Below are 24,750 nucleotides of genomic sequence, written 5' to 3'. Positions count from 1 at the left end.
GAGACATTGGTTGGACTGGGAACAGTCCTTTTTTTGTTTCGTAACATTTCAGAATATTCATTGTAAAAGAGAGGTCTGTTGATTATAATGGAATAAACATTCCACTATACGGAATTAAGGAGGAGAGAAAATTGGCACTTCCAGCTGGTAATATGAATTCTGGTTCGGCAGTTGAGCCTAGCGGATTGAAAAGAGGGCTTGGGTTTGTAGACTTGTGGAGTGTGGGTGTTGGTGCACTCATTGGCGGAGGAATCTTTACTGTCATTGCTCCTGCCGTAGCCCAGGCCGGCCCTGGTTTGTTTATCGCGTTTATTATTGCCGGAGTCGTGGCTCTGTTGTCTTCCATGAGCTACGCAGAAATGGCATCCATTTGGCCTTACCAGGGAGCATCTTATGCCTATGCAAAATTTGCATTTGAACCCATCTCTAAATCGCTTGGGCAATTGATTGCATTATGGTGTGCAGGGCTTTACTTTCTCTCGTTCGCTTTTGCTGCAGGAGCAGTGAACTTGGGATTTGCCGGTTACTTAAGCTTTCTTTTCCCAGGCTTGCCGCCTGGAATCTCGGCACCGGTTATATCCATCTTGATCACTCTGATGCTGCTGGTCGGCATCAATGTAGCGGGTAAAATCAATACATTCTTTTCTATTATTCAGGTAGTCGCCTTATTTGCGATTGCAGCTATTGCGATCATTGCCAATCCTGCCGGTCCCTTTGAATATACAACATTCCTGCCAAATGGCTGGACTGGTGTATTTGCCGCAACGGCTTTGATTGCCTTTGGGCAGATGCAAGTAGAGGCAGTATTGACGCTTGGCGAGGAGGCGAAAAATCCAAGGCGGAATCTGCCGCTGGCACAAATTTCCGCACTCGTCACCGTTGTCATCCTATATATTATGACCGGCTATGGAGTTGTCTCAGCTGCCAATCCGGAAGAGCTTGCCGCTTCGGCAGCACCTCTGTCGTTAGCGATGGAAAATGTATTGCCGGGTATTGGTGCTGTCCTGATTGCCATTGCGGCACTGACAGCGACGGGCACCTCTACGATCGGCTGCCTGCTCGGCTCATCCCGAATGTTGTACGCAGCGGCCCGCGAACATGCAGCACCGAAGATCTTCGCAAAAGTCAGCAAACGATCCTCGGTGCCGACATATGCAGTGATTTTTACTGGGATTATTGCGCTGCTGGCCACTTTTACAAGTGCATATGGATATGGAAAAGCGATCGGGCTGCTCGTGAGCGCAGCAGTATTTGCCAACTGGTTTATGATGGCGTTAATCAATATTGCGCTCATCATTGTCCGAGTAAAACGTCCAGAATTAATAGCTGGTTTCCGATATCCGCTGAATATCAAAAACATTCCTGTGTTGGCGATCATCGCCACGATCGGCTGTCTCGGAATATTGACGTATATTGACTTAATTCCGCTTTTAATCGGCTTTTCCTGGATTGTGCTGTTAACTGTGTGGTATTTCGCCTATGCAAAAAAACGCTGGGTCTATTTGGATGAAGCGGCTATGGAGAAAATAGCTGAAAATGAATGACAGAGAGGAAGACATCTAATGAAATCAATATGGCTGCATGAGAATAAGTGGGAAGATGTTGAAAACTACCTTAAGAAAAAGAAGACAGTTATCGTTCCGTTTGGAAGCGTAGAACAGCATTCGCGGCATTTGCCGCTTGGTACCGATTCATTTGTTGCCCAAAAAGTGGCGGAGGATGCAGGAAAGCTGACAAATACACTCGTTGTGCCTCAATCTTGGTTTGGCTGGGCTCCTCATCATATGGCCTACCCGGGGACAATCACACTCCGTCCCGAAACTTTGACGGCCTTGGCAGAGGATATTTGCCAGAGCTTGATCCATCACGGGTTTGAAAAAATCATCCTGATCAACGGGCATCGCGAGGCGAATTTGCCGCCGCTGCGGATTGCGGCCACACGCCTCAGAAATAAAACCGGAGCATTTTTGCCAATCGTCGATCCTTTCTATTTTAATTTTGAGGCCGGAGAGGAAATTCGCAAATCGGAACCGGGTGGAATCGGCCATGCCGAGGAGTTGGAAAGCTCTCATATGTTTTATCTTTATCCGCATCTCTGTGAACCTGAAAACGTTGCTACCAATGTTCCGGACAAGCACAGATTTCTCGAGCATGATCCTTTTGTTAAAGGAGATCGGGTTCTCACTGCAAGCGATGTTCATGGATATCGGGAAGCAACAAAAGGAATTGGCTTGATGGGAGACGCTGCTCCTGCAACAAAAGAAAATGGAGAAAAATATCACCGCAGGTTCTTAGACAACCTAATAGAGCTTATCTACTACTGTGAAAACGAAGTGAAAGTAGAAATCAGGGAACCCGGCATCCCATTATAGGGGATAGATCTCTTGAATCCGCCTGGCCATGTTAACTCCATGTGGTCGGGTGGGTTCTTTTTTTGAATTTTCGGACTGTGACTTGGTAGATAAATAACTGGATTGCCCCGCCGATATATAGAAAGTCCGACTTTTTGGTGGAGTCGAGAGAATAAGCGGGGGATTCAAGATGAAGTTTAGAAGTATTTCTAGCAAAGTATCAGCTGTGTTATTTGTAGTGATTGTGATTGTGCTGTCTCTTACTTGTATAATTGTAAATTTATACACGAAGGATATGTTAACAAAGAATATTGAGGATCAAGTGGAGAGCGAGAGCCGTTCGGCTGCGGCACAGATCAATAGCTTCTTTCAGGATAAGGGGAAGTTGGTTGATGACGTGACGAGCAACCAAACGATCGTTCATTATTTGGAGTCTGCCGCGTCGCGTGATGAGGCAAAGACCAATCCTTATTACAAAGATATGATTCTTTCATTGGAAGACATGAAGAAGCAAAATCCTGATGTGGCAATGATTTGGGTTGCAAGTGAAAAGGCGAATTTTTTAACAGGGACGGGAGATGTCCTCTCCGCCCCAGATTTCGATCTGGCAGAACGCCCTTGGTATAAGCCTGTTTCGGAAGCGGAAGGGCTGTACTATACCGATCCATATATGGACCAGGTTTTTGGAAAAGTGATCATGAGTGTCATGAAGGTTGTCAGAGTAGGCGACAAGCAGGTCGGCGTTGTGGCAGCCGATCTGTTCCTGGATTCGATACCTTCCATCATGGAAGAGGTTAAGCTTGGCGAGACAGGGTACAGCATTCTTTTGGCACCGGATGGGAATATCATTTATCATCCTGATGAAGAGCAGGTCATGAAAGAGCCTCTGACGAAAAAACAGGGTGATCTCGGAACAATTGCAAAAAGCATGGTTGCCGGAAAGGACGGTTTGGAGACAGCGAGCATAGACGGAAAAGACTACTATGTCGGTTTTGAGCCTGTACAATCCGCCAACTGGTCTGTAGCGACAATGGTTACACAAAAAGAAGTTTTTGCGCCATTAAAAAGTATGACGACAAAGCTCATGATTTATTTTGCTGTGGCAGCACTGCTGCTGACGGGGCTCGCTTTCGTGTTGGTAAAATACATGCTGAGAAACCTTGGGAATATGTCAGAGATTATTAAAAAAGTGGCCTCGGGCGATCTCACTCACCGGCTCGCTGTACAGTCGAAGGATGAACTTGGACAAGTGTCCTCTGACCTTAACGGGATGCTGGAAAACTTGAATGGACTCATCGGGATCGTCCAGGAAAACGCAACACAGGTCGCTGCGTCGTCCGAGCAATTAAATGTCAGTACGGAAGAAACGGCGAAAGCGGCTCAGCTTGTTGCCGGATCGGTTGATTCTGTGGCATCGGGAACAGCCCGCCAGATGGAAAGTACAGGAGAGGCGAAATTGAAAGTTACAAGCATGTCTGCTACATGCGGCAATGTGTCCAGCAGCGCAGAGTCAGCTGCAGAGAAATCTGAAGCCGCCGTCCAGATGGCTAAGCAAGGCGAAGCAGCGGTAAATGCGGCGATCGAGCAAATGGATACGATAAATGAAACGGTACATGCGGCGGCTGGCATGATGCACAGGCTCGGGGAACGGTCTTCTGAGATTGGACAGATCGTCGACGTGATAACCGGAATTTCCAGACAGACAGACCTGCTCGCGCTCAATGCATCGATTGAAGCGGCACGTGCCGGAGAACATGGCAGAGGCTTTACAATCGTAGCAAATGAAGTGAAAAAGCTTGCGGAGCAATCCAATCAGGCGGCTGCCAAAATCAGCGACTTGATCGTGGAGACCCAAACAGACACAGCACAAGCGATCGATTCCATCAACAATGGAACCGATGAAGTGGAAAAAGGCACAATGGTCATGAAGGAGGCCGGGCTAACCTTTAATGAAATCACCGGAATCAGTAATGAGGTTTTCGGGCAAATGAGAAATATTTCTGCCTCCATTCATGGATTAGCTGCTGAGGCGAAAGAGACGGTGGAGATGATTGATGCGGTTGACCAAATTGCCCAGTCAGCACGGGAGAGCTTTGAAAGCATTGCTGCTGCTACAGAGGAGCAGACAGCCACTCTCGAAGAAATCGCAGCAGCGAGTGAGGATACCTCATCGAGAGCCCTTCAATTGCAGGATGCAGCAGCGAAATTCACAATATAATACTCCCTTTTAAGACAAAGGGGCCTGTCCCTGTCTCAGCGAGACGGAGGAACAGGCCCCTCTTTTTAGTATTTGAATTTTTTCGCCAGGCCTCTCAGGTTTTTTGGCCATATCCGATAGTGTTTGGCGGATGCTGTGAAGATAATACATGCCATCTGGATGACGATCCAGAGGCCAGGTGCCATTTTTTGTTGACAGGCAGTTTTGGAAGCGTTATATTCTAAGTAGTTTAAAAATTTCAAGAATGTGTTTTGCTTTGAGGTGTATGGTGAGTGGTTAGACTTAAGGATATTGCGGAGCACGTGGGAGTTTCAATTTCGACGGTTTCGCGGGTCATCCAGAATGATCAGACGAGGAATGTAAATCCGGAAACGAAGGCAAGGGTTTGGGAGGCAGTGAAGGAGCTCGGTTATACGCCGAACCAACACGCCAGGAATCTGGTGACGAACCAGCAACAGAAGGATCCAGTAAGGACGATGAAGGTTGGCTGGGTGGCAAACCCGCAATTTGCCGATTTCAACCCGTATTTTGCCGATATCTATACCGGTATTGTCGATGGGCTTTCGGCCGAAGGGTACAGCCTGGTCAGCATTACAAAGGACGAACTGGAGAACGAGACACTGCTGCTTAAGATCATTCATGATTCTGGCATTGAAGGCCTGCTGTTGGTTGATGAAATCGAACAGAGCATTGTCGACTATATTCGTCCATACATACCGCTAGTCGGCTTGGATTTTTACTACAGCAACAGAAATATGGCGATTGTAGACTTTGACCGCGAAGGATCGATTAGAAAGGTAGTCGAGTACTTTGTCGAGCAGGGCCATACGAAAATCGGCTTTGTCGGCGGCGGGATCGGCTCAGATTCCGAGCATTTGGAAGTCGAGCCGCGCTTTAAAGGCTATAGGGCCGCCATGGCGGAGGCAGGATTGGACATCCGGTCTGAATGGGTGATCAATACGAAGTGGAAAATGGATTTGAGCTATGAAAAGATGAAGACGCTGATTGAAGCGGGCAAAGGGGATTTGCCAACCGCGATGGTGTGTGCAAGTGACATGATGGCCATTGCTGCGATGCGGGCTGCTATTGAGTTTGGCCTTGAAATTCCACGAGACATCGCCTTTTTCGGGGTAGACAATATTGAAATGGCGAAGTATTCATCACCACAGCTATCATCCGTCGACATTCCGAAGTTCGAGCTCGGGAGAATGGCAGCCAAAGTAATGATGGACATGGTAGAGGGAAAAATTACGCTGCCAGTCAAAACGATTTTGCCGGCTGACCTTGTCATTCGGGAATCTTCAAAAATAAAACGAACCTGATAGGTTCTTTTTTAAGCCGCATTGGGAAAACGTTTGGATAATACCGGGAAAATATAAATCTGTTTTCCGTAGTGCGTTTTCCGGTTTTCCCGGTGACTTTACAAAAAGGAGATTACAACATGAAAGCGTTAACAGCGATTTTAATCGGAGCGGGTGACAGAGGGGCGAGGGCCTATGCCCCATATGCCTTGCAGTACCCGAATGAATTGAAAATTGTCGGGGTGGCCGACCCCAGGCAGGAAAGAAGGGAAAACGTCCGGAAAGAGCATGGGATTGCGCCGGAGTTTTGCTTCGATTCTTGGGAGGAGGCACTCGCTATTGAGCCGAGGATTGCTGATATTGCGATCATCTGCACACTTGATCGGGAACATTTCGAACCGACGCTCAAGGCCTTCGAAAAAGGATATGACGTACTTTTGGAAAAGCCGATGTCCCCGGAACCGGCAGAGTGCCTGATTATGGAGCAGGCCGCCAAGAAATATGGCAGGCAGTTCGCCATCTGTCATGTGCTCCGGTATACGGAGTTCTGGTCGACGATCAAACAGATTGTTGATTCGGGGCAAATCGGTGAGATTGCTTCGCTCCAGCTCAATGAAAATGTTGAAGTGATGCATATGTCCCACAGCTTCGTCCGCGGCAATTGGAACAATAAAGAGCGGACGAGCCCGATGATCCTGCAAAAATCCTGCCATGATATGGACATCATTTCCTTTGTCATCGGTAAGGACTGCAAACGAGTCAGCTCTTACGGTTCATTGATGCATTTTAAAGAAGAGAATGTTCCGCCCGGAGCGCCTCTCCGCTGCCTGGACGGCTGTCCGGCAGAACAGAATTGCCCATTCCATGCGGGCCGTTATTATCTCGGCGAAGGCCGGGGCTGGGCGCGAAAATTCACCGAGGACATGTCCAATGAGGGAATCATTAAGGCGCTGTACGAAACTCCTTACGGGAAATGCGTCTATCAGTCTGATAATGACGTCGTCGATCATCAGGTCGTCAATATGGAGTTCGAGGGCGGAGCAACGGCGACCTTCAGCATGTGCGGGTTCACGAGGGAGCAGACGCGGATTGTCCAGATCATGGGCACGAAGGGAGAAATCCGCGGCAATATGGAAGAGAACGAGATTTCCATCTTTGATTTCCTGACAAAGCAGGAGACCATCATCAAGTTCGACAATCCGGCGGGCGGTCATGGCGGTGGAGACAACGGTATTATGAGAAGTTTTCTCCGCGGCATCAAACAAGGCCGCCAGGATAGCAAATCCTCACCGGCCGCCTCGGTCCGCAGCCATATGATGGCATTTGCCGCCGAGGAATCACGCCTAGAGCGCGGGAGGTCGATTGAACTGGATGAGTATTATATGAAAGTGCTGGATAGAGAGAAGGCACGAAACGCATGAACAAGGTAATGCCCTTGCGCAAGCTGGGTCTAAAACGGCCAAGTAAACTGCCAAGGTGAAAATATAAAACAAACTTTGAGGGGGAAATCGTTTGAAAAGAATTGCTGGTATTTTAATTGCAGTGTTGATGATGTCGGTGCTTGCAGCTTGTGGAGGTTCTTCTTCCAGCGGAGGTTCGAAGGGAGATGGAAAACTGACAATCTGGTATTGGAATAGGGGTCTTGATGAAAGCGTCCTTGAAAAGGTAAAAGAAGAATTTCCTGATGTAGAACTTGTAGCACAAAAGCTGCCTCCGGGTGGCGATTACAAGACGAAGTTGACGACGCTGTTGTCGACAAAGAATAGCAAGGATAGTCCAGATTTGGTGCTAATGAACATCTGGGTGTCTGAATTTTTGCCTTATGCAGATAAATTTGTAAACATTTATGACTATGGCGGCAAGGACCTGGAGAAGATGTATCCAGCTTGGAAAACGAACCAGGCTGTAACAGGAGATGGGAAGAAAATGATCGCTGTACCGGTGGATACATCACCGACGGGGCTCTTTTACCGAGAGGATATTTTTAAAGAAGCGGGCATTGCCAATTCGCCTGAAGAGCTTCAGGATAAATTCAGTACATGGGAAGGCTATGTTGATGTACTGGCTATGTTAAAAGAGAAGCAAAATGCTTATATCGTTTCTTCGATGGGAGATGAATTCTCCAACATGATCAATAAACTGGACAAGCGTTATTTTGACGAAAATGATGAATTCATTGGGGACCAGGCACATATCAAAGACGCTTGGGACAAAGTTGTAGAACTGAATGAGAAAGGCCTGGTCATGGGGAACTCCGCAGCTTTTTCCGAGGAATGGAATGCTGCTCTGAATAACGAAGACATCGTCGGATATGATGGACCGGTTTGGGCAAAAGATCTAATTGTTGACACAACTCCTTCTACATCCGGCAAATGGAAGGTGACAAGATCGCCAATCAGTGACGGAAACGATGGTGGCTCTTTCCTCGCTGTCTTGAGCACTACAGATCAACCGGAAAAAGCAGTGGAGATCGCGAAATTTATCAACTCGCCAGAAAACCAAATCACTTCGTATAAAAACATGAGTTTATTCCCTTCTGCATTGGAAGCGCTTGAAAGCGATGAAATCAATCAGGAAGAAGAGTTCTTCGGCGGACAGAACACAACCAGTATCTTTGCCGAGTCTGCCAAGAACATCAAGGAAGCCTATAAAGGGCCGAAAGAAGCGATCGTATATAGCGCGTTCGCTTCTGAACTCGAATTGATTTCAACGAAGAAAAAGGATCCTGAAAAGGCATGGAATGATGCACTCGCGAAAATCGAGAAAGACCTCAGCATGTAAAAAATTGAAAAGGGGGCAGCAAATGCTCCCCTTTTCTCCTTTGGTGGTGAAGAAATGAGAACTGCAGGCGCAAAGCAAAAAGGTGTACTTTGGAGAGAGATTAAGAAAAACAGGGGTGCCTATCTACTCATCTCTCCCTTCTTTATCGTCTTTCTAATCTTTGGGGTGTTTCCAGTCCTATTTTCTATTTATCTAGCGTTATCCAGTTGGGATGGAATAGGCACGATGGAGTTTGTCGGTTTCCGGAACTTTGAGTTCCTATTGAAAGATCCGCTGTTTTGGAAATCCATTGTGAATACGTTCATCATTTTTATCATATCAACCATACCGATGGTGCTGCTCGCCCTGATTGTTGCATTCTTGCTGAATTCGGCATTTCTGAAGTTTAGTAACTTCTATAAAACAATGTACTTTTTACCGAATGTGACAGCAATTGTGGCCGTGGCTATCGTTTTCGGTGTTCTATTCGCGCCGAATTACGGTTTCATCAACTATATATTGACACTTCTTGGGCTGGATGCAATTGACTGGCATAACAATTCTATTGGTATAAAAGTGGCGATCGCTGCGATGATTATCTGGCGGTGGACCGGTTACAACGCCATTATTTTCCTCGCTGGACTGCAGAAGATCCCAAATAGCTTATATGAAGCAGCCAGAATCGACGGAGCCAGTACGTTCCAAATTTTTACAAGGATTACTGTGCCGCTGCTTCAACCGGTCATGTTATTTGTCGTTGTCACCTCAACAATCGGTGGAATGCAGATTTTCGCAGAGCCGCAGATTCTTGTAGGGAATAATGGTGGTGCCGGGGGAGAAGGACTGACAATTGTGCTTTATTTATATCAGCAGGCTTTCGTCAAAAACCTTTACGGTTACGGATCCGCAATCGCAATTGGTCTGTTTATAATCATTATGCTTTTCTCGCTCTTCAATTGGAAAGTCGTCCAACGAAAAAACTAATCTAAACAGCGGAGGTGAACGCGACGATGGTAAAGAAAGTATTATTGCATGCAGGGTTACTCGCAGGTGTCGTTGCTTCGATATTCCCGTTTTACTGGCTTGTCGTCATGGCGACCAATGATTCCAGCGCAAGTTACAGCTTTCCGCCTACCTGGACATTTGGCGATCAATTCATCATTAATGTAAAGAAGGTTTTTTCTGAAATACCATTCATGCATTCTGTAATGAATACGGTTTTTGTTTCAACGCTGTCTACGATCCTTACTTTGTTTTTTAGTTCCTTGGCTGGTTTTGTATTTGCAAAGTTCCACTTTCCAGGCAAAAACAAACTTTTTGTCTTCACTTTGTCAACCATGATGATTCCGGCACAGCTTTCACTGATTCCCATGTTTATCATGATGCAGGAATTTGGCTGGATTGACAGCTACAAGGCGCTGATTATACCAGGACTCGTTAGTGCGTTCGGTATTTTTTGGATCAAGCAGTATGCTGAGGGTGCTATCCATGATGACCTTCTTAATGCGGCAAGGATTGATGGCTGCGGGATATACAGGATGTACTGGAGCGTTGCTTTGCCTGTTTTGAAGCCGGCATTGGCGTTCCTCGGTATTTTTAACTTTATGGGCGTCTGGAATGATTACCTATGGCCATTGATTGTGCTGAATGATCCATCGAAATATACATTAATGGTATCTTTGGCCAATCTGAAAGGACTCCACGCGACCGACCATGCCGCGGTCATGACGGGGACGCTACTTGGGACATTGCCTTTGATTGCGCTGTTTCTCATCGTAAGCAGGCAATTTATCTCCGATATTGCGGAAGGTGCAGTGAAAGATTAATAGAATACATCGAATTAAGAGGAAATGAGGGAGTTGTAACTGTGAAAAAGCTGAATGTAAAGGGTAAAGAATTTTTTATGGGGGATGAAAAGATCCAAATTATTTCTGGAGCCATCCATTATTTCAGAATCGTTCCAGAGTATTGGGAAGACCGGCTGCTGAAGCTAAAAGCATGCGGCTTCAACTGTGTTGAGACGTATATCCCATGGAACCTGCATGAACCTGAGGAAGGGAAATTCGAGTTCAGCGGGATTGCCGATGTGCAGGAGTTCATCCGCACGGCTGAACGTGTCGGGTTGTATGTGATTGCCCGCCCTAGCCCCTACATTTGTGCTGAGTGGGAATTCGGAGGCCTGCCATCCTGGCTCCTAGCGGATGATAATATGAGAATCCGCTCGTTTTATAAACCATTCTTGGAAAAAATCGCTCGGTATTACGATGTGATGCTGGAAAAACTGCGGCCGTTGCAGCAAACGAATGGCGGTCCAATTATCGCGATGCAGATTGAAAATGAGTATGGTAGTTATGGAAATGACTATCGATATTTGGACTATATTAAAGAGGCGATGATCAGTCGTGGAATTGATGTGCTGCTTTTTACATCAGATGGACCGTCCAACTTGATGTTGCAGGGAGGAACCGTGGAAGGGGCGCTTGCGACTGTCAATTTTGGTTCGCGTCCTGAGGAGGCGTTTGCTGTTTTACAGAAAAACTTCCCGGGAACGCCGAATTTTGTGATGGAGTATTGGAATGGCTGGTTCGATCATTGGGGTGAGGAACACCATACGAGGGACCCGCAGGAGACTGCCGACACGTTTATGTCCATGTTGGAAAACGGGGATTCCGTCAATTTTTATATGTTCCACGGTGGGACCAATTTCGGGTTTTACAACGGTGCAAATTATGGGGACAAGTATGAGCCGACTGTTACGAGTTATGATTATGACTGCCCAATCAGTGAGACGGGAGATTTGACGCCGAAATTCCATGCGGTTCGGGCGGCGATTGGCAAAAAACGTGATCTGGGAGATCTCGTTTTGCCGGATCCCATCCCCAAAATGGCATACGGAACAGTAAAAATGGAGGAAAAAGCAGGGCTATTTTCCACATTGGATACGATCAGCGAGCCATTGCATTGCATCCGACCGGAAACAATGGAAAAAGTTGGACAGGATTACGGCTTTATTTTGTATCGGACATTCCTAAAGGGGCCTCATGCGGAAGCACCGCTTTCAATTCTCGGAGTTCGTGATCGTGCGCTTGTATTTGTGAACGGCGAGTATAAAGGCGTCATAGACCGCTGGGATAATGCGACGATTCCTGTTGAGGTACCGGCAGAAGGTGTGCAACTGGATCTTCTGGTAGAGAACATGGGACGTATCAATTACGGGCCGAAAATGCGGGATCCGAAAGGGATTGTGGATGGCGTTCGCTTCTCCCACCAGTTCCTGTTCGACTGGACGATCTACCCGCTGCCGCTGCGAGATGTGGGAAAAGTTGTGTTTGATAAGACGGGCGTATCTGCAGGAAGATCCAGTGGAGAACCGACATTCTACAAGGGTGAGTTCAATGTTGAAACTATCGGTGATACGTTCGTAGAGCTGCCGGGATGGACGAAAGGCGTCGTTTGGATCAACGGGTTCAACCTGGGGCGCTACTGGGAAAAAGGTCCGCAGCAAACACTTTACCTCCCAGGTCCGCTCCTAAAAGAAGGAAAAAACCAAGTTACCATTTTCGAAATTCACGGCACCACCTGCCCAGAAATTAACCTTATTAACAACCACAACCTGGGCTGAAAGAGAGGCGGCCCCCTACTGCGTTGACGCTTTTGCAGTGGGGGGCCCCTTATTTATAATTTGAATTGCTGAATGGTTTGCTGAAGGTTCATCGCCTGTTCGCTAAGGTCGTGCACAACGTTGTTAATTTCTTCGATGGTTGTCATTTGTTCTTTGACAGCGTCGGTATTTTCTCTGTTCTGGATGGAGGCATCGTCCGCGGAGGCGGCGATTTCCTCGACAGAAGCAGAGACCTCTTCGGCACCTGCAGAGATTTCTTCTGCTGCAGCTGAGATTTCTTCAATTTGGTCGTGCATAGCGGCGACAGCGGCTGAAATTTTGGAAAATGCTTCTCCTGCTTCTTCAAACGCCTTGACTCCCTGTTCCGCATTTTTTACTGTATTTTCTACCGCTTGCTCTGCGTTTTTCGTATCCGTTTGAATTGTTGCCGTCAGGCTGCCAATTTTTTGCGCCGATTCTTTCGATTGCTCAGCAAGTTTCCGAACCTCATCGGCAACCACTGCAAACCCTTTTCCTTGCTCTCCGGCCCTTGCCGCTTCGATCGCCGCATTTAGGGCCAGTAGATTGGTCTGCTCGGTAATTTCAGTGATTACTTTTGTTATGCCTTCAATTTCAACGGTCTGTCTGCTGAGCTGCTGAATCAGCTCGCTTGTCCGAAAGGAAGAATGATAGATGATGTTCATTTGTTCCTTCGCTCGTGTGACGGAGCTTTCACTATCGCCTGCAAGAGTTTCCGTATCATTGGCGCTCGAATTCAGTGTCTGGGCGGATTCAGCTATTCGCTGGACGCCAGATGCCGTTTCATCCATTGCTCTTGCGCTTTCCTTAGCGCCGGCAGCAGCAGCTTGGGAGCCGGCTGTAATCATATCCATATTACGAGTAATTCCTTGGGAAGCCCTTGAGACTTCCTGTGTACTGGCTGACAATTCTTTTGCAGAGGAGGTCAGATGAAGGGCATTGTCGTTGATATCGCCGATCAGCCCCCGTAAATTTCTTTTCATCGTATTGAATGCAGAGGCGAGTACCCCAATCTCGTCTTTTGATTGGATGAGAATGTCCTCGTTTGTCAAATCACCATCTGCAATATTGGCAGCTGCATCTGCTACCTTCTTAAGCGGTCTTTTTACAGATCGAACGATGAAAAAGGCTACTAAGATGGCCAATACGGTATTAGTAATTGTTGAGAAAATGACGGAACGTTTTGCCATGTCGGTTGTATCGTCGATAGCTTTTTGGTCTGTTTTCATATGGTTTGATTGAAATTCAATCATTTTCGCAGCAGCATTTTGGATGGCCATGTTCGCTTCGCGGGCCTGTCCGTTCATGACTCTTTCTGCGGAGCGAATGTCATTATCCGCTACAGAGCGGATAATGGTATCTGCGCTTTCATCGAATTTTTTGCTGTTGACCGTTATTTCGCTAAGCAAGTCTCTCATTTCACTTGCCTGAACGTAGGTTGACAACTCTGCAACCGCGTCTTTTAAAAGTTGCTGGTGTTCGACGAGATTATCCAAAGACCTCTGGTTCTTCTCCAAAATATGAGCCCTTATATACAGGCCCTGCATCGCCATTTCCTTTTGGATTGACTCCGCAAGCTCTGACTGTTTGATCCGGAAATCAATCATCGTCTGGTATTGTTTTGTGACGGTGTTTAATTGATACAGACTGAAGGCTGAGAACAAAAATAAAATTACTAATACAAATGCAAAACCGCCGTAAATCCTCTTGCTGATGGTCATAACTGCTTCCTCCCGACCTAAATTGAATGCTGCTCCTGAGGCAATAGTGCCAGCCCTGCCAAATTCGCTTCTGTACTTTTTATATCGGAACCAGATTCACAGTTTGTAATAAAAATTTAGAGAAAAAATGGCAAAAAAAGGTCTGAGGAAGGGGCGAGAGGAAGCTGTTAGAACAAGGTACAGCTTCATCGTGCGAACAAAAGAACAATCCATTTTCAGCAAAGATAGTATTAAATCGTCATCGAAAAGGTGAGATAAAGAAAAGGCACGCCGGGGCGTGTCTTTCTTTTTCTATTTCAGTGTTCAGTATTTGAACCTCATAATAAGTTCCTGCAGCTGCTCGGCCATCAAGGAGAGGGTTTTGGCAGACGCGGTGATTTCCTCCATCGATGCAAGCTGTTCTTCGGTTGAAGCTGCGACTTCTTCCGAGGATGCTGCATTGCCTTTGGCGATGGCCGACAGGTCATTGGCCGTTTCGTTCACTTCCCGGGCAGCAGAAAGAACGCTCTGGGCAGTCTCTGAAATTTCTTCCATCCTCGGTGTGATTTCCTGTGTGCTCGCCAGGATCTGTCCGAATTTCTCGATCGCCTCCTGGGAAACGTTGACGCCTTCCTGGACATCTTCCGTCACGCGCGCCATGACATGAACCGAGGTTTCCGTATCTTGTTGGATGCCTTGGATGATCGCCGAAATCTCCTTAGCGGAAAGTTGGGATTGCTCAGCCAGTTTTCTCACTTCTTCTGCCACGACCGCGAAGCCTTTGCCTTGCTCGCCTGCACGTGCCGCTTCGATGGCAGCATTCAGTGAGAGCAGGTTCGTCTGCTCAGCAATATCGGTAATTGCGCTTAATATCGTATTCACTTGTTTGGAACGTTCATAGAGCGACTGAATCATTTCATTCGACTCCGCAACAGATGAATGGATGGAATTCATCTGGTTCACGGTATTGGTAACCGCATCCCCGCCGATTTCAGCTTGTGCTCTTGTATGAAGGGCAAGCTTGGCCACTTTTGACGAGCTTTCGGCGATACGGGAAATTCCGTCTGTCACAGTTTCTACTGAGCGGACATTTTTCTCAATTCTGTTCATCTGTTGATCGGCGCTTGAAGCAACATCTTGCACTGCCTCTGCGACATGCTCTGTAGCGCTCGTTGTCTGTTCGGCGCTTGCCGTCAACTCCTCGGCAGAAGCAGCAACTTGCTCTGTATTTTGTTCAATATTTTGAACAAGTGCTCTCAGGCTCTCCTGCATCGTGTTGAATGCTTCACCAAGGTGGCCTATCTCGTCGTTCGTGCGAATTTCAATTTTTTGTGTCAGGTCTCCCTTGCTTACTGTGATCGCCTTGTCCCTCATTTCTTTGATTGGCCTGATGATGGATCTGATGATTAACAGGCTCGCAGCGAGACCGAGCAAAATTGAAATGACAATGACAATGACAGTAGTACGCAAAATCGGACTTGCTTTTTCGTGGATCGTTGATTCATAAAGGGTTCCGCCAATTTTCCAGCCCGTTAATTTATTGGTCATAAAGGTCATTACTTTCTTATCGCCGCTGAGGGTGTAATCGAAAGTCCCGCTTTCTTTATCATACATTTTATTGTAAAAGTCCTCAGTAGCTGCAGTACCTGCTTTAATAGATGGATGGGAAATATACTTCTGATCGCTATCGAGCAGGATGGCATACCCTTTATCCCCGATTTTCACTTGCTGTACGAGCGTGTTTAGGTAATCAAGAGTGATGTCGACAGCGATGACTCCGGATTGATCCTTTGTTGTTTTGGCAACTGTCACTACCATGGCATCTGCAGTTGCGTCAGGGTAGGGCTTGGAAATCGTGATTTCTCCGGCATGATTCATTGCGTCCTTATACCAATCCCTTTCAAGAGGGTTGTAAGTAGTCGTATCATTGATGACCGGCTCTTGAATGTAGAGAGCTTCTTTCGTTCCTACATAGATGCTTAGCGCTTCCGGATGGAGCTTCGCGTACTGCGCCAATTTCTGGCGGAGGGCAGGGCTCTTTTCCCCGTCATACAGGGAAGAGGTGATGTCTGCGCTCAGCGTTTCAACATCTTTTATTTTCGCTTGGATGGTATTGTCAATCGTCGTGTTCAGCAGTTTTACATTTTCGCCGGCACCAGAGACAATTTCATTTTTTACTGCATCGGCGGCAGTTTCGTAGGAAAGATACCCGACTATCGATGTGGGAATTAGCAAAAGCAGTGAAAATGCAGTAATCAGTTTGGTTTTAATGTGGCTTAATCTTTGTAACAATGTCATTCGCTCCCTTTGCTATGTGAATAAGATAAGGATAAAAAATTATAAATCCTTACATTTTCTTATCGGCGCCTTAGTGTGGGAAGTGAATAGAAAAAAGAAGCAAAAACTACAAAAAACGACAAAAATTTCAAGGGTAACAGGTGAATAGGCTTTGGTAGCATCCCGCCTAATAGCTCGGTGTCATGAATATAAGTGCAAATGCGACTTGGATTGCTTCTGAATCCTTTATACCGGAAATGAGAAAAGAGAGCGCAAAGCGCTCTCCTTAAAATCTCGCTAGTTATTGAATTGTATCCAGCAGTGCAAAAGCTTCTTTGTTTGATGCAGCTGCGATAAGCTGCTCTCTGAACTCCTCATCCATCAACTTTCTTGACAGCATTTGCAGGATCTTCAGATGGGCATCCCCTGCGGCTTCCTCAGGGACGGCAAGCATAAAGATCAGCTTGGCATCTTCGCCGTCAAGGCTCTGCCAGTCGACACCGTTCCGCTGTATGCCAAATGCAACAGCAGGGCGTTTTACGGCAGCTGACTTCCCGTGTGGAATGGCAATGCCCATCCCGAGACCTGTCGTACTTTCAGCTTCTCGGTTAAGGATCGCTTGCTTATACTCAGTACTTGATAATAAGAGGCCGGATTGATCAAACTTGGCGACAAGTTCATCAATGACCTCATCGCGGGTATTTCCTTTGAGGTCAATATCGACCAATTCCAAGTTGGTAATATCCGTCAGTTTCTGAATGTCTGCAGTCTCGGTTTCTTCTTGTGCTGCTGGCTCGGTCTCAGCTGCTGGAGCAGTCTCCATAGGGGAAGCTTGCGCTGGCGCACCTTCTGTGGCGAGGACCGGCCCTTCATTAACCGTTTTTTTCAAAGCTGTAACCATGAGCACTGTAACTGCCACACCGACAATAACAGCGACAAAGAACATGAGCACATTGTCGACAGCTCCAAGTACAGCTACAATTGGACCGCCGTGAGCGACTCTGTCGCCGACATTGCCGAGCATGGCAACGACAGACCCAGCCATGGAGCCTACAACAATGCTTGGGATTACGCGAAGCGGATCCTGTGCGGCAAACGGGATCGCACCCTCTGTAATGCCGAATAGTCCCATAGTGAAGGATGCTTTTCCAGCTTCCCGTTCAGTTGGGCTGAACTTCTTCTTGCTTAAGAAGGTTGCCAATCCGAGACCGATTGGCGGGATACAGATCGCCGCTGCAATCGGGCCCATGATTTCATAGTTGCCTTCCCCAATCATCGCTGAGCCGAATAGGAACGCCACTTTGTTGAATGGTCCACCCATGTCGACAGCGATCATGGCGCCAAGAATCAGCGCCAGGACAATCGAGCTTCCGCCCTGCATACCTGCCAGCCATCCGCTCAGCGCTTCAAATACGGAGGCGACCGGAGCACCGATCACATAGATGAACAAGATGCCGACGATGACAGTTGAGAGAATCGGAATAAAAATAATTGGCATGACAGGCTGTACGGCCTTGGGAACTTTGATTTTTTTGATGGCGAGCGCAACATACCCCGCCAGGAAACCTGCGATGATTCCGCCGATGAAGCCGGCGCCCGCATCACTTCCATAAAAACTGCCGTTGGCCGCGATATATCCGCCGATCATCCCTGGAACAAGGCCGGGGCGGTCAGCGATGCTGACGGCAATAAATCCGGCCAATATTGGAACCATGAACATGAATGCTGTTGCCCCGAGGCTTTCGATCTGTTTCCAAATCGAACCTTCAGGAATGACAATTCCACCAGGGGTCTGCTCGCCGCCCAAGGTAAGCGCCAAAGCGATCAGCAGTCCGCCCACAACAATAAAAGGCACCATATAGGATACACCGCTCATCAAGTGACGGTATATCGGATTTTCCTTCTTTTTACCGCCGGATGATTTGCTTGCGGAAGCAAGTTCTGGTTTGTAAACAGGAGCATCGCCTTTGATAATTCGGTTGATCAGTTCCTCTGGTTTTCGAATTCCATCCTGAACACCGGTGACGATTACCTTCTTACCGGCAAATCGATCTTTTGGCACCTCTTTATCCGCTGCGATGATAATGCCGTCCGCTTCTGCGATATCCTGTTCGGTCAGCCCATTCTCCACGCCGATAGAGCCTTGTGTCTCCACTTTTATATCTATACCTAAAGCTTCGCCCGCTTTTTGCAAGTTTTCGGCAGCCATATATGTATGGGCGATGCCGACAGGGCAAGCTGTAACGGCTAAAACTTTCTTCATGTTCTTTCCTCCATAACTGCATTGATTTCGTATCTTTATCATAGCGCTTTATTCCTAGTTGGATTTCCCTTTTTCTTACCGGAAGTTGCGGTAAAAACGCTTTATTGAATACAAAAAGAGACAAATCCGGAATTGGAATTGTCCCTATGTTTCATTTCAAATTGCCAAGCATTTGCAGAAAAGATCGATAGTCAGCTGATTTGCTAAGGTTTTCGACTTTCTGCGGCGACTCACTCAACGCGGAAATCTGGCCAATAATGCCGCGGATCTCTTTTTGATGGTCCGGTGAAATAGCTAACAGAAAAACGGCGGAAACTTGTTCAGTGCCCCAATCCATCGGCTTCGGGAGCAGGGCAACTGCGATTGCTGAAGTGTGGACGAATCCGGGATCGCCGTGAGGGATCGCAACGCCGCCGCCAATGGCAGTTGCGGATTTTCTCTCCCTTTGTACACTGCTGTGGATGAATTTTATATCCACATAGCCTTTGTTGAATAGTGCTCTTGCCAGCATTTCGACAATCTCATACCGGTGCTCCTTTTCAGGGTGGAAGAAAACGAGGGCTTCGGAAAGGAATTGCGAAATAACATTTTTTACTGCCGTACTTTGTTCCCGGCGTTCCTGCTCTTTGATAAACTGGGTCAACTTCATCTTGTCATCCGGACCGAAAAGGGGAGAAATCACGATATGGTTGATTGGCGCTTTAGGCAGCGAAATCGTGGAAATGATGAAATCCACTTCGTGAAGCTGCAAATATTCATCCATTTCCCTCTGGCCGATGCATGCCAAAATGTCGATCTCTTGATAACGTTGCTCGATTTTTGCTTCCAAGAGATGGGACATCCCGATTCCCATATGGCAAACGATAATCGCTTTCTTACGCGTTTCTGTTTTGTTATGCATCCGCTCAACTGCAGCCTGGAAATGGAGCACGATGTATGCAGCCTCGTCTTCTGGAATATCCATACTAAACGTGTTCTTGATTTCAGCAAGTGTCAGTATGACCATGTTGAAAATATACGGGTACATTTTTTTGATGGTCCCAAGAAGCGGGTTTGTGATCGGGAAGCCGAAGCGGATCCGATTGATAACTGCATGCATATGGACATTCAGTCCGTGCTGCAATATCGGATCATCCGCAAAGGGAGTGAACGTAAGCCTCGCCATTTTTTCTATGATTGCTTCGACAAGCTGGAGGACCTCCTCATTTAAGTGGATACCAGCCCCTGTCTCTTCATCCAGCCGCTTGCTTCCCAAGAGAAGCCATGTAAAATACACCTTTTCTTCCTCGGGTAGAGATAGCCGGAAAGCCTCCTCTATTCGGTTGAAAAGCCAGTTGGCGTACTGGTATTCCTTTTGAGCGAGTGCACGCTCCTTTTCCTGGGGCTCAACAAAAACGTGAGCTCCTTGGCGTGAGCGTTTGATGATGATAAGCGTGTGAACCTGGAGGCTCTCTAACGCTGCGTCGGTAAAAGGAAGACTGAATCGTTTAGACAGCTCAAGCAGTGCTTTGCGAACAGTCGATATTTCATATGGAAGGAACAAATCCAAAACATAGCTTTTCTGTGTAGTAAGGATTGGAAGAATGCCGGATAAATGGGCGAGTGCATGGCGTTTTTTCAATTCGGTACCTTGGATTACATTGCCCACCCCTTGTTTGGAAACGAGCTGAAGGTCGTACCGTGCCAGCCAGACTGCAATTGCATCCATATCCAGTTTGATTGCCGATTTGGAAACATAATAGCGTTTGGCGAGCTCTTGCAGTGTGAGCGCTTTGTTCGACGTTAGCATTATGTAGGCGATTTCCATCAGACGCTCTTCGGCCGTTTTATGTTCGTTTGTGAGCAGCTGCTTCAATATCTTTGTGCGGTCGTCTTCCGTGCACTCGATAGAAATCCCGATCCCCGGCCTGCGCTGCAGCAAAACAGCTGGAAAGCCTTCCAGATATGTCTCGATTCTGTCCAAATCATTCCGGACAGTTTTTTCGCCGCATCCGAGCTGATGGGCCACGTCTTTTACCTGCAGCACCCCGGATTCATGGATGAGCAAGAGCCTTAATAAATCTTTTTGTCGTTGGTTAAGCATTCCTGTGCACCTACTCTGGGTCTAATATAAAAAGTGTAACGATTCCGGATGGGAGAAGCAAATGCAATACCCATTCAACCGTCGGCCATACCCACCCTGCCGTATTTTTGTTATAATGAAGGATAGTGACTTAATGGAACGAGCGCAGGGGAAATGCGCCGTATGAGGAGATACGTAAGGAAAAAATTATAACTGCAGCATATTTACGATCCGCGTCGATCTATATGCTGCTTTCTTATTTAGTAAACGCCGCAGTCTCTTCAGTATGCATGATGGCATAAAGCCGCGAAGGACAGACCAGGGGAGGTGAATGATGATGAAGTGCCGCTTGGATTTGACACATCGAGTACGGGGTGAGCTGGCAAAGTGGGCTGCAGACGAGGGGCAGTTTTTTTCGTTGCAGAATCATTTTGATGTACATATCGAGAGATTGCCAGAGAAGGATGAGACAATGGCGTTCTCTTTTTTCTTTGACAATGAGACAAATGGTCCGCTGTCCCGCTTGCTTGACGGCCGCGTGGCAGTGATGGATTGCCTCTATAAAAATGACGGTTTTCTCGCTATCAATTTCAGGGTGAAGGGCCGGAGGGAACCTGTCCGGACGAACCGCCGCCACTCCGCTCGGCTCTCCTTTATGATTGGCGGACATGTGCCGATGCCGCTGCCCTTGTACAACAGCCTGCGCCGGCTCCCGGTAGCGAAGGAACGATCGGAATATGTTGAGAAGCGGATTGCAAGCTGGGAAGGGTATTTGCGAATTGAAGAGAAGAACGCCGATGTGGAGGACATCCATGCCAAATTCTCTCATGGCGTGATCAACGAAAACTTCACCCGCCTTTCTCTTGTATGCAGCGGACTGAATGGAAAGCAACTGGCAGCGGTCACCGGTTTCAGCGCCAAGCTGAAAGGACAGAAGGAGGATCTCGGAACCGTAGTCGATGTTGACCGTTCTCGGATGGCAGTAAAAATTGAACTGAGCCGGAAAAACCAGGGACTTGCAAGGAAGGGAACGCTTTTACCTGAGCATGCGGGGGAAGTGGTTTTCAGCAATTTTGCCCAGCTGAGCCAGGTGCGCCGGCTGCGAAAAGGTTTCAAGGATTTGCAGTACGGTATGGCGGCGAATCCGAATCTCGAGAAGATCTTATTTGAAGAGCGGCCAGTCGTACAGGTCACGAACGAGCGCTTGGAGCTGGACTTTCACCATAACCTGAATGAGTTTCAACGGGAAGCGGTGACTGGGGCGATGTCATCCAAAGATTTATACGTGATCCAGGGACCGCCCGGGACGGGGAAAACGACAGTCATTTCCGAACTTTGCCATCAGCTTGTGAAAGCGGGGATGCGGACGCTCGTTGCTTCCCAGTCGAACCTGGCCGTCGACAATGCGCTCGGCCGGCTTTTATCCGATCCCGGCATCCGGATTCTGCGCTATGGCCGTACAGAAAGCATCGAGGAAGAGGGGAAACGGTTCATCGAGGAAAATGTGGCCCTTCATTGGAAAGAAGAAACACTCGCGATGCTGAAGGAACAGGATGGCCAACAATCAGCACTAGAATCAAAACTTGTCGCTGAGCTGGATAGGATCGAAAAAGAGAAAAAGGCCCTTCAGCTCGAGTTGCCGGCCCTTGAGGAAAAAATAGAACTAAAAAAGACGGCGGAAGCGGAAGTCAAGGAACGGTCAGAGAAACTGAAGGAGCTCCGCAGTGTTGATAATGAAAAGGCTGAGCTGATGGAGGAAGCGGAAAAGGAGCTTGCAACTGCAAAGGAGGAGGCATTCCGCGCTGCAACGGATATGGAGGCGTTGACCGCTCTGCTTGAACGGGAAGCGATCACCCAGTCTGTTGAGGAGGAGATGCAACTGCTCTCCGAAAGAGTGGCCGCATGCCGGAAAACACTCCTTTATTTTCAGGCAAAGGATGCAGTTGAAGCGGCTGATGGCATATACGCAAGGTTGGCCAGGGAAGCGGAAGATCTTCGGAAAACGACGGGAGCGCATCTCGGTTTTCTTGAAGAAATGAAGGGGGTCCGCAAGCTCGAGGCATTCCAACAGTTGTTGGATTCACTCGGAGTGAAGCCAAGCTTGCAGGTGGGCCTGGAAATCAATGCGCTTCGCAGACGGATCAGCGATATCCAGACTGAAATCTATTCGCAGGAATATCTGGACTGGGAAGGGATTGATACCCGGCTTACGAAGGCAACCGAGATGCTGAAAAAGCTGCTGGGATCTTGCGGCTATCCTGTGGATACGATCCAGTTAAGACGGGACAGCCGCTACCCGACACCGGAAGAGATGACGAACATGATCGATAAAATTGGTCGATTCATCGTCTCCCCCGGCACAAAGTCCGTACTTGCCCTGCCTGACCGGGACGAAAGAAAAACGAAACTCTTGTCGCGGATTGCGGAGAACGTCGCTTTTCTGCTCGGGAAAAAGGAAGAAGTCGGGCAGCGGCTGGAGAGCATCAAGGTCAGCTCACGCAGGCAAGCGGCCGAGAAGTTTTCATTGATAAAAGCTAATACAGCCAAAGAAGTGGCGGACAAACTGCCGGGTTTTGCAGAAGAAGAGAAGAGGCTGCGCGAAGAGATGGCTGAGAGCAGAGGGCAGCTCGATCAATTGAAGGCCGAATTGGCAAGCCTGGCCGAGACCGCTGACGTTCGAGCCGACCGGGATGCGATTGATCAGGAAATCGCCGATGGAGAGAGGATGCTTTCCCTTTTTGAAAGGAGAAAGGTTGTTGTAGCCGAATCGGAAACAGCACTTTCGGAGCGGAAACTGCTGGCTGAGAAGGCGGAAGAGCGGATCACCCGTTGGCAAGCCGTTTTGGAAAAGGAGCGGGCAGAACGCGAAACATGTAAAAAAGGCATAGAAGATCATGAAGCTCGGATTGCCATGCTTTCATCATTATTGGAAGAAAAACCGGAATTCGTATACAAGGAGAAGCTGACAACGATCGCCCATTTGGCGGAAAAAGCGAAAAGTGTGAAGAAGGAGCAGGCACGGATTCCGGTTATTAAATCTCTGCAAAATCAATGGCTCGGACTGCTCGAAGAAGCGAGCGAGTATGATTTGGATGAAATCCGCAAGCTGTATGTAAAGTATGCGAACGTAATCGGTACTACCTGTGTAGCATCAGCAAGGCGTGAATTCATGGAGGATTATCCGGTGTTCGACGTGGTGATCATTGACGAGGTATCAAAAGCAACGCCGCCGGAGCTTCTTTTGCCGATGTTGAAGGGAAAGAAGATTATCCTGGTTGGTGACCACCATCAGTTGCCGCCGCTTGTCGGCAGGGAAACGATGGAGGAATTCGTCGAAGAAATAGAAGATGAGCATGAAAAAAACGAGCTGCGCAAGCTTTTGAAGGAATCGCTGTTTGAACGGCTGTTCCGCACTTTGCCGAAAGGAAACAAGACGATGCTCGGGATCCAATACCGAATGCATGAGGAGATCATGGAGACGATCGCCCCGTTTTACGAAGAAGGGGACTACAGCTTGAAATGCGGTCTAGAAAATTCGGATGATATTCGCGATCATAAGCTTGAAACCCGATTCTTTGACAGGAAGGACCATATTGTCTGGCTTGACGTTCCCAATAAGCCGCCGTTCTTTGAAGCGAAGGTAAAAGGCGGGACAAGTCTATACAATGAGGCCGAGCTCGGAGGAATTGAGGAGCTGCTCGCCGCTTTGGACAAGTCAGTAGAAGAGGCGAAAAACGAAGGGGAAATTGGCTTGGAAGAAAAGAAAAGTGTCGGGATCATCAGCTTTTACGGAGAACAGGTGAAGCGGATTGACCGGCTGATCGAACAGAACGTAAAACCGAGACATTTGCATTGCCGCACCGGCTCCGTCGACAAGTTCCAAGGGATGGAGATGGACGTGATCGTCCTGAGCTTCGTCCGGAACCACGACCAGCCGAGCGGCACGATTGGCTTTGCCGAGGATTACCGGCGTCTGAACGTCGCCCTGTCCCGCGCTCGGGAACTTCTTGTCATTATCGGCAGCTCCGACATGTTTACCAAGCGGCCGAAAAATCCTGCCGCTAAAACGATGTACACACGGCTTTATCAACACGTCAAAAACAAACAGGCAATCAAGAATTTGTCCACCGTTGCGGCAACGCATTAAAGTACTGGGATAGATTCAAAAGGGGGTGGAC

Annotated in this window: 14 protein-coding genes; 10 read left to right on the top strand and 4 right to left on the bottom strand. The window is 47.8% G+C overall.

The genetic code is table 11. From position 1 onward, the window contains the following. Window positions 1-131: 131 nt before the first annotated feature. The 9 genes from AC0TWI_RS10100 (at window position 132) to AC0TWI_RS10060 (ending at window position 12,252) form a co-directional block, all read left to right on the top strand. Complete coding sequence (locus AC0TWI_RS10100) at window positions 132-1,544, top strand: APC family permease (RefSeq protein ID WP_488126221.1); 1,413 nt, start codon at window positions 132-134, stop codon at window positions 1,542-1,544. A gap of 18 nt (window positions 1,545-1,562) precedes the next feature. Beyond that, on the top strand, window positions 1,563-2,372 hold the full coding sequence (locus AC0TWI_RS10095) for a creatininase family protein (RefSeq protein ID WP_488126220.1): 810 nt from the start codon (window positions 1,563-1,565) through the stop codon (window positions 2,370-2,372). A gap of 169 nt (window positions 2,373-2,541) precedes the next feature. Next, window positions 2,542-4,569 (top strand): methyl-accepting chemotaxis protein, encoded by a 2,028-nt coding sequence (locus AC0TWI_RS10090; RefSeq protein WP_488126219.1) that lies wholly within the window; start codon window positions 2,542-2,544, stop codon window positions 4,567-4,569. A gap of 272 nt (window positions 4,570-4,841) precedes the next feature. Continuing rightward, the gene (locus tag AC0TWI_RS10085) at window positions 4,842-5,891 is read left to right on the top strand and encodes a LacI family DNA-binding transcriptional regulator (RefSeq protein ID WP_488126218.1); all 1,050 of its coding nucleotides are present in this window, start codon (window positions 4,842-4,844) and stop codon (window positions 5,889-5,891) included. A gap of 119 nt (window positions 5,892-6,010) precedes the next feature. After that, the gene (locus AC0TWI_RS10080; RefSeq protein WP_488126217.1) at window positions 6,011-7,291 is read left to right on the top strand and encodes a Gfo/Idh/MocA family protein; all 1,281 of its coding nucleotides are present in this window, start codon (window positions 6,011-6,013) and stop codon (window positions 7,289-7,291) included. A 91-nt stretch (window positions 7,292-7,382) separates the two neighbouring features. Then, complete coding sequence (locus AC0TWI_RS10075; protein WP_488126216.1) at window positions 7,383-8,651, top strand: ABC transporter substrate-binding protein; 1,269 nt, start codon at window positions 7,383-7,385, stop codon at window positions 8,649-8,651. A 54-nt stretch (window positions 8,652-8,705) separates the two neighbouring features. Next, on the top strand, window positions 8,706-9,614 hold the full coding sequence (locus AC0TWI_RS10070) for a carbohydrate ABC transporter permease (protein WP_488126215.1): 909 nt from the start codon (window positions 8,706-8,708) through the stop codon (window positions 9,612-9,614). Between the two features lie 26 nt (window positions 9,615-9,640). Beyond that, window positions 9,641-10,456, top strand: a complete 816-nt coding sequence (locus AC0TWI_RS10065; protein WP_488126214.1) for a carbohydrate ABC transporter permease — start codon at window positions 9,641-9,643, stop codon at window positions 10,454-10,456. Window positions 10,457-10,497: 41 nt separating this feature from the next. Further along, window positions 10,498-12,252, top strand: coding sequence for a glycoside hydrolase family 35 protein (locus tag AC0TWI_RS10060; protein ID WP_488126213.1), 1,755 nt, complete (start codon window positions 10,498-10,500; stop codon window positions 12,250-12,252). A gap of 53 nt (window positions 12,253-12,305) precedes the next feature. Here AC0TWI_RS10060 and AC0TWI_RS10055 read toward each other — a convergent pair whose 3' ends face one another. From AC0TWI_RS10055 to AC0TWI_RS10040, 4 genes are all read right to left on the bottom strand, one after another. Then, a complete protein-coding gene (locus AC0TWI_RS10055) occupies window positions 12,306-13,991 on the bottom strand; it encodes a methyl-accepting chemotaxis protein (RefSeq protein WP_488126212.1) in 1,686 nt (561 codons plus the stop codon). A 303-nt stretch (window positions 13,992-14,294) separates the two neighbouring features. Continuing rightward, window positions 14,295-16,268 carry a methyl-accepting chemotaxis protein gene (locus AC0TWI_RS10050; RefSeq protein ID WP_488126211.1) on the bottom strand — a complete coding sequence of 658 codons (1,974 nt, stop codon included), beginning with the start codon at window positions 16,266-16,268 and terminating at the stop codon, window positions 14,295-14,297. Between the two features lie 280 nt (window positions 16,269-16,548). Further along, the gene (locus AC0TWI_RS10045; RefSeq protein ID WP_488126210.1) at window positions 16,549-18,510 is read right to left on the bottom strand and encodes a fructose-specific PTS transporter subunit EIIC; all 1,962 of its coding nucleotides are present in this window, start codon (window positions 18,508-18,510) and stop codon (window positions 16,549-16,551) included. 151 nt (window positions 18,511-18,661) lie between these two features. Further along, complete coding sequence (locus AC0TWI_RS10040; RefSeq protein WP_488126209.1) at window positions 18,662-20,593, bottom strand: BglG family transcription antiterminator; 1,932 nt, start codon at window positions 20,591-20,593, stop codon at window positions 18,662-18,664. Window positions 20,594-20,909: 316 nt separating this feature from the next. Between AC0TWI_RS10040 and AC0TWI_RS10035 the strand changes: the two genes are divergently transcribed. Next, complete coding sequence (locus tag AC0TWI_RS10035; protein ID WP_488126208.1) at window positions 20,910-24,719, top strand: DEAD/DEAH box helicase; 3,810 nt, start codon at window positions 20,910-20,912, stop codon at window positions 24,717-24,719. The last annotated feature ends 31 nt before the right edge of the window (window positions 24,720-24,750 follow it).

The organism is Lederbergia sp. B243.17 (assembly GCF_057657925.1).
Note: the sequence above shows the minus strand (reverse complement) of the source record. Positions and strands in the feature narration are given on the sequence as shown.